The 13846-nt window shown below is 73.2% G+C and carries 10 protein-coding genes; 4 read left to right on the forward strand and 6 right to left on the reverse strand.

The features are described 5' to 3' along the window. Positions 1-499: 499 nt before the first annotated feature. Together ABD385_RS23900 and ptsP are read left to right on the forward strand one after the other, a co-directional pair. Positions 500-949 carry a PTS sugar transporter subunit IIA gene (locus ABD385_RS23900; RefSeq protein WP_344579546.1) on the forward strand — a complete coding sequence of 150 codons (450 nt, stop codon included), beginning with the start codon at positions 500-502 and terminating at the stop codon, positions 947-949. A gap of 84 nt (positions 950-1033) precedes the next feature. After that, positions 1034-2704 (forward strand): phosphoenolpyruvate--protein phosphotransferase, encoded by a 1671-nt coding sequence (ptsP, locus tag ABD385_RS23905; RefSeq protein WP_344579549.1) that lies wholly within the window; start codon positions 1034-1036, stop codon positions 2702-2704. Positions 2705-2810: 106 nt separating this feature from the next. Here the strand turns inward: ptsP and ABD385_RS23910 are convergent, their stop codons facing one another. Beyond that, complete coding sequence (locus tag ABD385_RS23910) at positions 2811-3719, reverse strand: hypothetical protein (protein ID WP_344579550.1); 909 nt, start codon at positions 3717-3719, stop codon at positions 2811-2813. A gap of 150 nt (positions 3720-3869) precedes the next feature. Beyond that, positions 3870-5894, reverse strand: coding sequence for an acetoacetate--CoA ligase (locus tag ABD385_RS23915; RefSeq protein ID WP_344579552.1), 2025 nt, complete (start codon positions 5892-5894; stop codon positions 3870-3872). A gap of 287 nt (positions 5895-6181) precedes the next feature. On the opposite strand from ABD385_RS23915, the gene ABD385_RS23920 reads away from it, so the two are divergent. Continuing rightward, a complete protein-coding gene (locus ABD385_RS23920) occupies positions 6182-8710 on the forward strand; it encodes a glycoside hydrolase family 31 protein (protein WP_344579554.1) in 2529 nt (842 codons plus the stop codon). Positions 8711-8808: 98 nt separating this feature from the next. After that, positions 8809-9648 (forward strand): M15 family metallopeptidase, encoded by an 840-nt coding sequence (locus tag ABD385_RS23925; protein ID WP_344579556.1) that lies wholly within the window; start codon positions 8809-8811, stop codon positions 9646-9648. A 63-nt stretch (positions 9649-9711) separates the two neighbouring features. Here the strand turns inward: ABD385_RS23925 and ABD385_RS23930 are convergent, their stop codons facing one another. The 4 genes from ABD385_RS23930 to ABD385_RS23945 all read right to left on the reverse strand — a co-directional run bounded on the left by ABD385_RS23930 (position 9712) and on the right by ABD385_RS23945 (position 13749). Beyond that, a complete protein-coding gene (locus ABD385_RS23930; protein ID WP_344579557.1) occupies positions 9712-10524 on the reverse strand; it encodes an ABC transporter permease in 813 nt (270 codons plus the stop codon). Positions 10525-10538: 14 nt separating this feature from the next. Then, complete coding sequence (locus tag ABD385_RS23935; RefSeq protein ID WP_344579846.1) at positions 10539-11378, reverse strand: ABC transporter permease; 840 nt, start codon at positions 11376-11378, stop codon at positions 10539-10541. Positions 11379-11392: 14 nt separating this feature from the next. Further along, positions 11393-12562 (reverse strand): ABC transporter substrate-binding protein, encoded by a 1170-nt coding sequence (locus ABD385_RS23940; RefSeq protein ID WP_344579558.1) that lies wholly within the window; start codon positions 12560-12562, stop codon positions 11393-11395. 86 nt (positions 12563-12648) lie between these two features. Beyond that, positions 12649-13749: an ABC transporter ATP-binding protein gene (locus ABD385_RS23945; RefSeq protein ID WP_344579560.1), complete on the reverse strand. Its 1101-nt coding sequence runs from the start codon at positions 13747-13749 to the stop codon at positions 12649-12651. Between the last annotated feature and the right edge of the window lie 97 nt (positions 13750-13846).

The raw sequence follows: 13846 nt of genomic DNA on the forward strand, positions 1-13846 counted from the left end.
CGCCTCCCAAGCTATTGGGAGGACTTTTCAAAGGAACCTCATCTCCATGATGGAGACGGGGTATCAACATATCTGGCGTTGACTTTTGGCACGCTGTTGAGTTCTCAAGGAACGGACGCTTCCTTTGGATTCCCTCTCGGGTTTCCGCCGGGCGCTTCCCTTCGGTGTTTCACACTCTATCAGGGCTTTTCCGGCTTTCGAACCACCGCTTTTCTGCAGGCATGCAGAATCGCATGATTCGAGAATCTGGATCATGACTCTGAAGGAGTGCCGCCCACTAGTCGGTCGCGTCGAAGCGCTTCCTGGCTGTTCGGGGCAGATCTCAGACAGTACAGGGGGCGGGTGGGCGAGGCAAATCGATTCCGCACGGAGGTGGGGGCACAACTGGGCTCTGTCATGCGGAACCGTCAGTTCTTATGACTTACGCTTCTCAACGGTGCGCCGTCCGGGACAGGCAGTGACGGCGGCCTGATGAATCTTCACCCCCGGGAGGTTTCCCATGACCACCGTGACGTCCCCTCTTACAGGACGCGCAATCGGGCTCGCGGCAGTGCCGGACCCCGTCTTCTCCGGCGCGATGGTGGGCCCCGGTACCGCCATCGATCCGGTCCGTGAGCCGTCGGCGGCGGTTTCGCCCGTGGACGGCGTCATCGTCTCCCTGCACCCGCACGCGTTCGTCGTCGTGGACGGCGAAGGCCACGGCGTGCTGACGCACCTCGGCATCGACACCGTGCAGCTCAACGGCGAGGGCTTCGAGCTGCTGGTGAACAAGGGCGACACCGTGAGCCGCGGGCAGGCCGTCGTGCGCTGGAACCCGGCCGCGGTCGAGGAGGCCGGCAAGTCGCCGGTGTGCCCGGTCGTTGCGCTGGAGGCGACTGCCGACTCGCTCGGCGAGGTGCGCGAGGACGGCGACGTCAAGGCCGGCGACGCGCTCTTCTCCTGGCAGTAACAGCAGCCGGACGCCGTCGCGCGACGGCAGGTACGACATCCACCGCGGCGGCCGGGCCCGCCGCAACGACCGGAGACGGGTGACATGGAGACAACGCTGCGGGGCGTCGGCGTGAGCCACGGCGTGGCCATCGGCGAGGTGCGGCACATGGGCACGGCGGTGCTGGAGCCGCCGGCCAAGCAGATTCCCACGGAGGAGGCGGAGCGTGAGCAGGGGCGCGCCCGCCAGGCCGTGGAGGCCGTGGCCGCCGACCTGATCGCGCGGGGCAACCTGGCCGGTGGCGAGGCCCAGCACGTGCTGGAGGCCCAGGCCATGATGGCCCAGGACCCCGAGCTGATGGCCGACGTCGAGCGGCGGATCGCCGTGGGCAGCACGGCCGAGCGCGCGGTGTACGACGCGTTCGCCGCGTACCGGGCGCTGCTGGCCGGTGCGGGCGAGTACCTGGCGGGCCGGGTGGCCGACCTCGATGACGTGCGGAACCGGATCGTGGCGCGGCTGCTGGGCGTGCCGATGCCGGGCGTGCCGGACAGCGACGAGCCGTACGTGCTGATCGCGCGGGACCTGGCGCCGGCCGACACCGCGCTGCTGGACCCGGCGCTGGTGCTCGGGTTCGTGACCGAAGAGGGCGGGCCGACCAGCCACAGTGCGATCCTCGCGCGGGCGCTGGGCGTGCCGGCCGTGGTGGCGCTGCCGGGTGCGGGTGAGATCGTCGAGGGCACCATGATCGCGGTGGACGGCAGCACCGGTGAGGTGTTCGTCAACCCGAGCGGTGAGAAGCGGGCCGAGCTGACGCGGGCGGCGGAGCAGCGGAAGGCGGCGCTGGCGGCGTCGTCCGGTCCGGGTGCCACGTCCGACGGGCACAAGGTGCCGCTGTTGGCGAACGTCGGTGGGCCGGCGGACGTGCCGGCGGCGGTGGAGGCCGGTGCGGAGGGCGTCGGGCTGTTCCGCACGGAGTTCCTGTTCCTGGACGACAGCAAGCAGGCGCCGTCGGAGGAGAAGCAGGTCGAGGCGTACCGGAAGGTGCTGGAGGCCTTTCCGGAGGGGCGCGTCGTGGTGCGCGTGCTGGACGCCGGGGCGGACAAGCCGCTGGACTTCCTGACGCCGGCGGACGAGCCGAACCCGGCGCTGGGCGTCCGGGGGCTGCGGACGCTGTTGGACCACCCCGAGGTGCTGCGGACGCAGCTGTCGGCGTTGGCCAAGGCCGCCGAGGGGCTGCCGGTCTACCTTGAGGTCATGGCCCCGATGGTGGCGGACCGGATCGACGCCAAGGCGTTCGCGGATGCCTGCCGGGAGGCCGGGCTGCAGGCGAAGTTCGGCGCGATGGTGGAGATTCCGTCGGCGGCGCTGCGGGCCCGGTCGATCCTGCAGGAGGTGGAGTTCCTGTCGCTGGGCACCAACGACCTGGCGCAGTACACCTTCGCGGCGGACCGGCAGGTGGGCGCGGTGGCGCGGCTGCAGGATCCGTGGCAGCCGGCGCTGTTGGACCTGGTGGCGGCTTCGGCCGAGGCTGCCAAGGCCGAGGGCAAGAGCTGTGGCGTGTGCGGTGAGGCGGCCTCCGATCCGCTGTTGGCGTGCGTGCTGACGGGTCTGGGGGTCACCAGCCTGTCGATGGGTGCGGCGTCGATCCCCTACGTGCGGGCGACGCTGGCCAAGCACACGCTGGCGCAGTGCGAGCGGGCGGCGGCCGCGGCGCGGGCCGCGGACACCGCTGCGGATGCCCGGGCGGCCGCGCAGGCGGTGCTCTCCGGGGAGTGATCGGGGCGGCGCGCGGCGCCGTGTTGAGGTGATTCGGGACGGCCGTCCCGCCGGTGTGGCGGGGCGGCCGTTTCGCGTGTCTGCGGGGTCCCTGCGGTGGGTGGGGTCAGGGGTGGCAGTGCGGGCCGGGTGGGGGTGGCAGGGGCAGGCCGGGGGCGTAGTCGACGCGGTGCTCGGGCGGGATGGGTTCGTCGGTTTCGGGGTCGGTGCAGTAGGCGTCGAAGATCTCGGCGGCGCTGAGGGGCGCGGGCCAGGCGTCGCGCAGGCGCCAGCCGCGGACGGTGGCGGGGGTGGCGGCGGCGGTGGGGGTGGTGCGGCAGACGAGGGCGCCGGTGGTGGGGCGGGCCAGGGCGGCGGCGAGGACCGTGCAGAAGGCGAGCGTCTCGGACTCGGGCAGGCGCGGTGGGGTGCCGTCGGGGCTGGTGGTGGCGAGGAGGTAGGCGCGGAGCGGGCCGGTGGTGTCGGGGAGGGTGCAGACGAGGTGGTGGGTGCCGTCCCCGAGGGCGCTCAGGAGGTGGTGGAGGGCGGTGGTGGCGCGGGTGAACGCCGCCTGGGCGAGGTCGTGGCCGCATGTGGTGCAGCGGCCGGCGCGGGCCAGGAGGGCGGTGGCGCGGTCCCAGGAGGCGCGGCGGGCGGCTTCCTCGGTGAGTAACGGCAGGAGCCGGTCGAGCGGGGTGCCGTCGTAGGCGAGGGTGGCGCCGGTGCGGGCGACGGCGGCGGTGTAGCGGCTGCGGCTGCCGGGGTCGTCGGGGTCGAGGTCGTGGTCGGTGCAGTAGTGGGCGTAGGCGGTCGGGTCGAAGAGGCAGAGGGTGGTGTGCACGCCCTGGGCGGCGAGGGTGCGCAGCAGGTCCTCCAGTTGTCGGAGGTAGCCGCGGTGGTCGTGGAACGGGAAGGTGCGGTAGCGGCGCATGGCGGCGAAGTCGCGGGCGTCGGCGAGGACGGCGGCGGTGCCGAGGAGGCCGCGGCGGACCGGGCGGCCGGCTGGGTGGTGGATGGGGCGGGTGGTGGGTGTCATGGCTCCCCCTCGGTGGGTGCGTCGGTCGGGCGTCACTGGTCGGACGACCTTTGTCACCGAGAGTAATCGGGGGGTCTGACAACGGCGGCTGGGCCGGTCGGGCGTGGGGGCCCGGCGCCGGGGTGGGGTGCCGCCGGCGCCGGGGTGGGGTCACTGGGCCCGGTCGGCGGCGATCCGCTCGTAGAAGCGGAGGAGTTCGAGGTCGTCGACGGAGCCGGGGTTGACGGCCTTTTCGAGGGGGGTGCCGGCCAGGAGGCGCTTGATCGGGACCTCGATGCGCTTGCCGGTGAGGGTGTGCGGGACGCCGGGGGCTTCGATGATCTCGTCGGGGACGTGGCGGGGTGAGAGTTGTGTGCGGATGGTGCGCTTGATGCGGTCGCGCAGGTCGTCGTCCAGGGTGGCGCCGGGGGCGAGGTGGACGAAGAGCGGCATCCAGTAGCCGCCGTCGGGGAGTTCGAGGCCGATGACGAGGGATTCGCGGATCTCGGGGAGGCGTTCGACGACCTCGTAGATGTCGGCGGAGCCCATCCGGACGCCCTGGCGGTTGAGGGTGGAGTCGGAGCGGCCGTGGATGACGACGCTGCCGCGGGAGGTGACGGTGATCCAGTCGCCGTGCCGCCAGACGCCGGGGTAGGTGTCGAAGTAGCTGTCGTGGTAGCGGGTGCCGTCGGGGTCGTTCCAGAAGCGGGTGGGCATGGAGGGCATGGGGTTGGTGACGACCAGTTCGCCGACCTCGTCGATGACCGGCTTGCCCTGGGGGTCCCACGCCTGGAGGTCGGTGCCCAGGCAGGCGGCCTGGAGTTCGCCGATGTGGACGGGGAGGGTGGGGACGGCGCCGGCGAAGCAGCTGCAGACGTCGGTGCCGCCGCTGACGGAGGCGGTCCACAGGTCGGTGCCGGCTTCGGCGAAGGTGTCGTGCAGCCAGCGGAAGCCGTCCGGCGGGAGCGGGGAGCCGGTGGTGGCGACGCAGGTGATGGTGGTGAGGTCGAGGTCGCGGGCGGGGTGCAGGCCGGCCTTGCGGCAGGCCATCACGTAGGCGGCGGAGGTGCCGAGGACGGTGGTGCGGGTGGCGGCGGCGACCTGCCACTGGGCGGCGGTGTCGGGGTGGCCGGGGCTGCCGTCGTACAGGACGATCGTGGCGCCGGCGAGGAGGCCGCCGACGAGGAAGTTCCACATCATCCAGCCCGTGGACGTGTACCAGAAGAAGCGGTCGTCGGGGCCGAGGTCGCAGTGCAGGCCGGTCTGCTTGAGGTGTTCGAGGAGGATGCCGCCCTGGGACTGGACGATGGCCTTGGGCAGGCCGGTGGTGCCGGAGGAGTACAGGACCCACAGCGGGTGGTCGAAGGGGACCTGCGCGAAGTCCGGCTCGGTGGCGTCCGAGGTGAGGTCGGACCAGTCGAGGGCCCCTTCGGGGGCGGGGGTGCCGAGCAGGGGGACGTGGACGACGGCGCGCAGTGTGGGCAGTTCGGCACGGAGTTCGGCGACGGTGTCGCGGCGGTCGTGTTCCTTGCCGCCGTAGCGGTAGCCGTCGACGGTGAACAGGACGACGGGTTCGACCTGTTGGAAGCGGTCCAGGACGCTGCGGGCGCCGAAGTCGGGGGCGCAGGAGGTCCACACGGCGCCGACCGCGGCGGTGGCCAGGAGGGCGACGACGGCCTGCGGGACGTTGGGGAGGTAGCCGCTGATGCGGTCGCCGGGGCGGACGCCGAGGCGGCGCAGGGCGGCGGCCAGGGAGCCGACCTGGTCGCGGAGCTCGGCCCAGGTGACGGCGACCGGTTGCTGGCGCTCGTCGACGTGGAGCAGGGCGGGGGTGTCGGCGCGGGTGGGGTCCTCGGCGGCGCGCAGGGCGTGTTCGGCGTAGTTGAGGGTGGCGCCGGGGAACCAGCGGGCGCCGGGCATCGTGCGGTCGGCGAGGACGGTGTCGTAGGGGGTGCCGAAGCGGACGTCGAACCACTCGGCGACGGCCTGCCAGAAGGTCGGGAGGTCCTCGACGGACCAGCGGTGCAGGGCGGCGTAGCTGGCCGCGGGGTCGCCGGGGGTGGGGGCGGGTGCGCCGTGGTGGGTGGCGGCCCAGGTGTGGAAGCGGGTGACCTGTGCGCCGGCGATCCGGTCCGGGCCGGGCTGCCAGAGCGGCTCCGGTGCCGGTTGTGCGGCGGAGTGCGGGGCGGTGGTCATGATGCGGCTCCTGGCAGGTACGCGTCGTGGGCGGCGGTCCCGCGCGGTGGTGGGGGTCCCCCGGTGGTGCGCGTGACCGGCTTGCCTGGACGATGCCACGTGATCGACTCGGGCACCAGGGTGGACCGGCAGATTCGGGGGGGGTGGCGGAGGTCTCCGTGGGCGGGACGGTTCCGGCCGGGCGAGGGAGCGGGTTCGGTGCGGGAAGTGGCCGGCTCGCCCGTGCGCAGGTGAACGGCAGTTGAACGGTTCCCGCCGGGCGGGTCGTCAGTGGCAGGCTGACCGGCATGGACGGGCGTGATCTGGTGCGGTCGGTACGGATGGTCAGGGCGGTCGGGGCGGTGCAGGGGCTGCGGTCCGTGCGTGCGGCGTGGCGGCGGAGCAGAGCGGATGCGCGGGCGCTGCCGCGGCGCGGTGCGGAGCGGGCGCGGGTGCCAGGTGAGGCACGTGGGGCGGAGCGGTTGCCGGGGGGCGGGGTGATCCGTTTCGCGCGGTCGTCGCTGCGGGTGCGGGTCGCGGCGGGCGGTGCGGTGTTCTGCGGCTGGGACGGGGCCGGGCCGGAGCCGTCGTATGCGTTGGCCGGGGCGTGTCCGGCGGTGGATCCGCGGGCGGTGCTGGAGCCGGACACGGAGGGCGGCTGGCGGATCGTCTCGGAGCGGGTGCTGGTGGTGGTGTCCCGGTTCGGTGCGGTGGAGGTGCGCACGCCGGGTGGGGCGCTGTTGCGGCGGGAGTTGCCGCCGCGCTGGTGGCACCGGGCCGTGGACGGCGTGCCGGACGGGTCCGACGACGCGGCCGGGGGCGGTCCGGAAGGGGACGGTCCGGAGGGCGTCGCGGCCGGGGGCGACGCGGTGGAGGCCGGGGAGCCGGACGGGCGGCCCGCGGGGGCGGTGACGTCGCGGTGGGTGCAGCGGTCCCAGGTGGCGGCGGACGCGCGGTTCTTCGGGCTGGGCGGCCGGTCGTCCGGGCCGCGGTTGCGGGACGGGACGTACCGGCTGTGGAACACCGATCCGGGCGGTGCCTTCGGGCCCGGGGACGATCCGCTGTACCTGACGATGCCGGTGCAGTTGGTGGTGGCCGACGCGGGGACGCACCTGGTGTTCCACGACAACTCCTGGGACGGCCTCGTGGCGTTGCAGGAGGGCGCGGAGGGCGCCGGGTCGGGGCACGACCGGCCGGGCACCTGCGAGGTGCGGATGGACGGCGGGCCGCTGCGCTACTGGGTGCTGGCGGGGACGCCGGCCCGGGTGTTGCAGGGGTGGACGGCGCTGACCGGTGCGCCGGCGCTGCCGCCCCGTTGGGCGTTGGGGTACCAGCACGCCCGGTGGGGGTTCGGCGGTGCGGACGAGGTGCGGCGCGTGGTGGCGGGCTACCGGGAGCGGGAGCTGCCGCTGTCGGCGGTGCATCTGGACATCGACCACTACGACGGGCACCGGGTGTTCACCGTGGACCGGGAGCGGTTTCCGGATCTTCCGGGATTGGCCGGGGAGTTGCGGGCCGCGGGGGTGCGGTTGGTGTCGATCGTCGATCCGGCGGTGAAGGCGGAGCCGGGCAACGCGGTGTACGACGGCGGGTCGGCGGTGGACGCGTTCGTGCGGGACGCGCAGGGGCAGCTGGTGCGGGGGGAGGTGTGGCCGGGCGAGTCGGTGTATCCGGACTTCACCGATCCGCGGGTGCGCAAGTGGTGGGGGGCGCTGTACGCGGAGCGGCTGGCGCAGGGCTTCGCCGGGGTGTGGCACGACATGAACGAGCCGGTGTCGTTCGCGGCGTTCGGGGAGGCGACGCTGCCCCGGTCGGCGCGGCACGACCTGGAGGGGCACGGTGGTGACCACCGGGAGGCGCACAACGTCTACGGGCTGGCGATGGCGCAGGCGGCCTTCGAGGGGTTGTGCGAACTGCGGCCCGGGGAGCGGCCGTTCCTGTTCTCCCGGTCGGGCTGGGCGGGGCTCCAGCGGTACGGGGGGACCTGGTCGGGGGACGTGGCGACCGGGTGGCCGGGGCTGCGGGCGTCGTTGTCGCTGGTGTTGGGGCTGGGGTTGTGCGGGGTGCCGTACAGCGGGCCGGACGTGGGCGGGTTCTCGGGGGTGCCGTCGCCCGAGCTGTATGTGCGGTGGTTCCAGTTGGGGGCGTACCTGCCGCTGTTCCGGACGCATTCGGCGTTGTGGGCGGGGCGGCGGGAGCCGTGGGAGTACGGGGCGGAGGCGCTGGCGCACGCGGGGGCGGCGCTGCGGGAGCGGGTCCGGCTGTTGCCGTACTTCGTGACGTTGGGGCAGTTGGCGCGGCTGTCGGGGGCGCCGTACGTGCGGCCGGTGTGGTGGAGTTCGCCGCGGGACCGGGCGTTGCGGGACTGTACGGACGCGTTCTTGTTGGGGGACGCGTTGTTGGTGGCGCCGGTGTTGGAGGCGGGGGCGGTGCGGCGGGCGGTGCGGTTGCCGCGCGGCCGGTGGTACGACACCGCGACCGGGCGGGCCTACGAGGGGCCGGGGCGGGTGTGGGTGGAGGCGCCGCTGTCCCGCATCCCGGTGTTGGCGCGGGCCGGTGCCGTGCTGCCGGTGACGGGGGCGGACGGCGGTACGGAGCTGGAGGCGTGGGCGCCGGCGGTCGGGCGGACGGGCGGGGGGTTGGTGGTGCCGGACTGCGGGGACGGCTGGCGGCGACCGGAGGTGGAGCGGTTCGCCTCCCGGTGGGAGGGCGGTCGGGTGGTCGTGGAGCGGCGGGACGGGAGCCCGGTGGGGTATCGGGTGCGGGTGCGGGGGGTGGCCGGGGAGGACGCGGGGGCGGCGGCTCCGGGGGGCGATGGTCCGGCGGCGGGCGGGTAACGGGCCGGTGGGGCGGGCGGGTTGGGCGGGGCACAGGCGTACGGGCCGTTCGCCGTCGAGGGGTTCCCCGTGACCGCCGGGCCTGGTAGACGAGGGGCATGCCGAGACTTGCTGCCGCCTGGCGCGGCCTGGCCGCCGCTGCCGCCGCCCTGCTGACCGTCGCCCTCGTCCCGTCGAGCGCGGCGGCGGGGCCCGGCGCCGCGTCGGCACGCCCCGCCGGCGCCGACGGCCCCAAGGCGCCGCGGGAGTTCGTGGCGCTGCGCGACGTCGATCCCACGGTCATCCAGGAGATCCGGTACGCCACGCCGCACGATTTCCTGGGCGTACCGGCGACGGGGTACCGCGAGCCGATGTGCATCCTCACCCGGGACGCGGCGCGGGCGCTGCACCGGGCTCAGGTCGCCTTCCTGCGGCGCGGCTACTCCCTCAAGGTGTACGACTGCTACCGCCCGCAGCGGGCCGTGGACCACTTCGTGGCCTGGGCGAAGGACCTGTCCGACCAGCGGATGAAGGCGGAGTTCTATCCGCGGGTGGACAAGTCGGTGCTGTTCCGGGACGGGTACATCGCGGAGAAGTCCGGTCACAGCAGGGGCAGTACGGTCGATCTGACGCTGGTCGAGCTGCCGGCGGTGCCGACCCGGCCGTACGTGCCCGGGGAGCCGCTGACGTCGTGCTTCGGGCCCGAGGCGAGCCGTTTCCCGGACAACTCCCTGGACATGGGGACCGGGTTCGACTGCTTCGACACCCTCGCGCACACCCTCGATCCGCGGATATCGGGCAAGCAGCGGGCCCATCGGCTGCTGTTGAAGGCGGGACTGGAGAAGGCCGGGTTCGTGAACTACGCGGACGAGTGGTGGCACTACACGTTCTCGCCGGAGACGTTCCCGGACACGTATTTCGATTTCCCGATCGCGCGGAGTTCGCTGCGGCGTCGCTGAATCCCGGGTGTACGCCCGGGTGCCCTTCCGGGAGGGGCGCCGGGTGCGGTGCGGCGGGCGTCCTCAGAGGCGTCCGCCGGCCGGGTCCGAGGAGAGCCGCTGGGCGGCGTAGACGGGGATCACGGAGAGGGCGATGAGGAGGGTGGCGACGACGTCCACGACCGGGGCCTGGTGGGGGCGGGCGAGGTTCTCGTAGATCCAGATCGGCAGGGTCTTGGTGCCGGCGCCGGCGGTGAAGGTGGTCACCACCACCTCGTCGAAGGAGAGCGCGAAGGCCAGCAGGGCACCCGCGAACAGGGCCGGGGCGAGCGCGGGGAGGGTGACGTGGCGGAGGGTCTGCCAGGGGCGGGCACCGAGGTCGGCGGAGGCCTCGGCGAGCGAGGGGGCGATCCGGCGCAGCCGGGCGGCGACGTTGTTGAAGACGATGACCACGCAGAAGGTCGCATGGCCGACGATGACGGTGAACAGGCCGAAGCCGATGCCCAGGGGTTCGAGGACGGTGCGGAACGCGGCGTTGAGGGCGATGCCGGTGACGATGCCGGGCAGCGCGAGCGGCAGCACGAGCAGGAACGACACCGTCTGCCGGCCGAAGAAGCGGTGTCGGTGGACGGCGAAGGCGGCGAGGCTGCCGAGGACCAGGGCCACGGCGGTGGCGCCCAGGCCGGCCCGCAGTGAGGTGGTGAGCGCGTCGCGGGCGCCGGCGGTGTGGAGGGCGCGCGTCCACCACTCGCCGGTGAGCGCGGGCGGCGGCCAGGCGAACGACGGGTCGGCGTTGACGGAGTTCAGCACGACCAGGAGGAGCGGGAGGTGGATCAGGGCGAGGCCGGCTGCGGTCACGGCGCCGAGCACGGCACGGGCGGTGCGTGACAGGTGCACCTGGCCTCCTGGGGTCAGAGCTGGTCGAGCGCGCCGGCCCGGCGGACGGCGGCGAGGTAGCCGACGACGAGGGCGACGGGCACGGTGGACAGTGCGGCGGCGAGCGGCAGGTCGAGGGTGACCTGGGAGGCGATGACGTTGCCGAGGAGTTGGGTGCGGCCGCCGACGATCTGGGCGGTGAGGTAGTCGCCGAGGCTGAGCGAGAAGGTGAAGACCGAGCCGGCCAGGAGGGCGGGGCGGACGGTGGGGGCGATCACCGAGCGGAGGGTGCGCAGGGTGCCGGCGCCGAGGTCGGCGGAGGCTTCGAGGTGTTGGGCGGGCAGCCGTTCCAGGGCGGCGTGTACCGGAAGGATCATGTACGGCAGCCAGAGGTAGGCGAGCACGATGACCACGGCGGTGGTGCCGTAGCCGGGACCGCGCAGCCCGAACGGGGCGAGGACGGCGTTGATCAGGCCGTGGTCGCTGAGCAGTACGCGCCAGGCGTACGCCTTGACCAGGTAGCCGGCCCACAGCGGGGTGAGGACGGCGACCAGGAGGGCCCGGCGGAGTCGACCGGTGGCGATCCGGGCCGTGAAGTAGGCCATGGGGAGCGCCAGCAGGGCGTCGAGGAAGGTGACCGCGAGGGCGATGCCGACGGTGCGGACGGCGACGGTGCGGTAGACGGGGGTGGTGAGCAGTTCGTGGAAGTTGTCGGGGGTCCAGGTGTGCAGGACGTCGGAGGTGAAGGGGTCGGTGGTCCAGAAGGCGGAGAGGAGGAGGACGGCGAGGGAGCCGAGGTAGGCGAGGACCAGCCACAGGAGGGGCGGGGCGAGGAGGGCTGCGAGCCGGCCCCGGTGGCCGGGTGCGGGGGCCATCGCGGTGGGCCGGGTCAGCCCTTGATCTCCGTCCAGGCGCGGGTCCACTGGGCGTAGTCGGTGCAGGTGGTGTGGGTGCGGCCGTCGAGGCACTGGCGGGTGGGGGTGGTCCAGAAGTGCACGCGGCGGTAGTAGCTCTCGTCGTCGGCGTGGTAGATGGCGCAGTGGTGCGGGTCGGTGGTTTCCCGGCATGCCTTGGCGTTGGCGGGGGCTTCACCGAAGTAGCTGGCGACCTGGGCGTTGACCTTGGGCGAGATGATCCAGTTGAGCCATTTGTAGGCGCAGTTGGGGTGGGCGGCCTTGGCGGAGATCATCCAGGTGTCGGACCAGCCGGTGGCGCCTTCCTTGGGGAGGACGGCCTTCACCGGGGCCTTTTCGGCGAGGGCGGTGTTGGCGATGACCTGCCAGGCGTCGCCGATGACGCTGTCGCCGCCCTTGAAGGCGGTGACTTCCTTCTGATAGTCGCTCCAGTATTCGCCGATGCTGCGTCGTTGTTTCTTCAAGAGGGCTACGGCGGCGTCGAGTTGGGTCTGGTCGAGCGCGTAGGGGTCCTTGATGCCGAGGGCCGGTTCGGTCTTCATGAGGTAGAGGGCGGCGTCGGCGATGTAGATGGGCGAGTCGTAGGCGGTGACCTTGCCGGGGTATTTGGCGGCGTCGTCGAAGACGGCCTTCCAGGAGTCGGGGGCCGGGGTGACCCGGTCGGTGCGGTACATCAGGAGGTTGGCGCCGCGGCCGTGCGGGATGCCGTACATCTGCCCGTTGCGGGAGTTGAACGGGCGCATCTTCAGGCCGCTGAAGACGTCCCGGTAGTTGGGGACGAGGTCGGTGTTGACGGGGGCGACGTCCTTGGCCGCGATCAGGCGCAGGGTGGCGTCGCCGGACGCGGAGACGGTGTCGTACTGGCCGGTCTTCATCAGTGCGACCATCTCGTCGGAGGTGCCGGCGACCTTGGTGTTGACCTTGCAGCCGGTGCTCTTCTCGAAGGGGTGCACCCAGTCGACCTTGGGATCGTTGGAGCCGTCCTCGGCGTATCCGGCCCAGGCGATGACGTCGACCCGGCCCTCCCCCTTGCCGACGGTCCGCTGCGCGGTGGCGCCTTTGTCGCCGGTGCCGCTGCCACAGGCCGTGGCGAGCAGCAGTGCGCCGACCCCCATCGAGGCCGTCCAGAATTTCGCCTTGCGCATGCCGAACCCTCCTACCGCACCCGACCATCGGTTCCCGTCAGTATCCGGATGGCGACGGTCTGCCACCAGGGGGCCTCACCGGGATGTCACTCCGGCAGCCGGCGGGCGTCGTCGGTGCGCCACAGCACGAGGACGCTGGCGCCGGGGCGGGCGGCGTCGGGCAGTGCGGAGGTGTTCAGGTGCAGCACGGTGAGTTCGTCGCCGTCGGGGTCGGGGCGGACGGTGAGGCGGGTGTGGGCGCCGGCGTGGGCGATGCCGGTGATCCGCCCGTGGGTGGTCCGCTCGCCCGGGCGGGGGGTGGCGTCCGGGGTGCCGGGGGCGGCGATGCGGAGGTGTTCGGGGCGGATGCTGTAGGTGCCGGGTGCGCCCATGAGGCGGACCGCGGTGGCGTCGCGGACCAGGTTGGTGGTGCCGACGAAGGCCGCGACGAAAGCGGTGGCCGGGCGGTCGTAGAGGTCCCGGGGCGGGCCGGTCTGGACGAGCCGGCCGTGGTCGAGGACGGCGAGCCGGTCGCTGAGGGTGAGGGCCTCCTCCTGGTCGTGGGTGACGAGGAGGAAGGTGACGCCGGTGGCGCGCTGGAGGCGGGCCAGTTCGCGCTGCAGTTCGTGGCGGAGCCGGCGGTCGAGGGCGGCCAGCGGTTCGTCGAGGAGCAGGAGGGCGGGGCGGTCGATCAGGGCGCGGGCCAGGGCGACGCGCTGCCGTTGACCGCCGGAGAGCTGGGCGGGTCGGTGCCGGGCGTGGTCGTCGAGTTGGACGGTGTGCAGGGCCTCGCGGGCCCTGGCGAGCCGTTCGGCCTTCCGTACGCCGCGGACGGTGAGCGCGTAGGCGACGTTCTGCTCCACGGTCATGTGGGGGAAGAGCGCGTAGTCCTGGAAGACGGTGTGGACGTCGCGGCGGCTGGGCGGGAGGGCGGTGACGTCGCGGCCGGCGAGGTCGATCCGGCCGGCGGTGGGGCGTTCGAAGCCGGCGATGAGGCGCAGCAGGGTGGTCTTGCCGGAGCCGGACGGGCCGAGGAGCGTGAAGAACTCGCCCTGTTGGATGGTGAGTTCGGCGGCGTCGAGGGCGCGGACGGTGCCGGTCGTGCGGGTGGTGTAGTCCTTGGTGAGGGCGGTGAGCCTGACGGCGGGGGTGTCCGGGGCGGCCTCGGAGTGCGCGGGGTGGCCGTCGGTGCGGGCGGCTTCGGTCACGGGCGGGCCCTCTCGTGGGCGGTGTGGGCGCGCCGGTGACTGTACCGGCGTCACGCGTCGGTCGGGAGGACGCCATCGTTACTGATGAAGCGTCAAG

This window comes from Streptomyces lunalinharesii, assembly GCF_039532155.1.
Lineage (GTDB): Bacteria > Actinomycetota > Actinomycetes > Streptomycetales > Streptomycetaceae > Streptomyces > Streptomyces lunalinharesii.

Bases quoted from the DNA above. Each gene is read 5' to 3' on its own strand.
- ABD385_RS23900 (WP_344579546.1), top strand. From the start codon at position 500: ATGACCACCGTGACGTCCCCTCTTACAGGACGCGCAATCGGGCTCGCG.
- ptsP (WP_344579549.1), top strand. From the start codon at position 1,034: ATGGAGACAACGCTGCGGGGCGTCGGCGTGAGCCACGGCGTGGCCATC.
- ABD385_RS23910 (WP_344579550.1), bottom strand. From the start codon at position 3,719: ATGACACCCACCACCCGCCCCATCCACCACCCAGCCGGCCGCCCGGTC.
- ABD385_RS23915 (WP_344579552.1), bottom strand. From the start codon at position 5,894: ATGACCACCGCCCCGCACTCCGCCGCACAACCGGCACCGGAGCCGCTC.
- ABD385_RS23920 (WP_344579554.1), top strand. From the start codon at position 6,182: ATGGACGGGCGTGATCTGGTGCGGTCGGTACGGATGGTCAGGGCGGTC.
- ABD385_RS23925 (WP_344579556.1), top strand. From the start codon at position 8,809: ATGCCGAGACTTGCTGCCGCCTGGCGCGGCCTGGCCGCCGCTGCCGCC.
- ABD385_RS23935 (WP_344579846.1), bottom strand. From the start codon at position 11,378: ATGGCCCCCGCACCCGGCCACCGGGGCCGGCTCGCAGCCCTCCTCGCC.
- ABD385_RS23940 (WP_344579558.1), bottom strand. From the start codon at position 12,562: ATGCGCAAGGCGAAATTCTGGACGGCCTCGATGGGGGTCGGCGCACTG.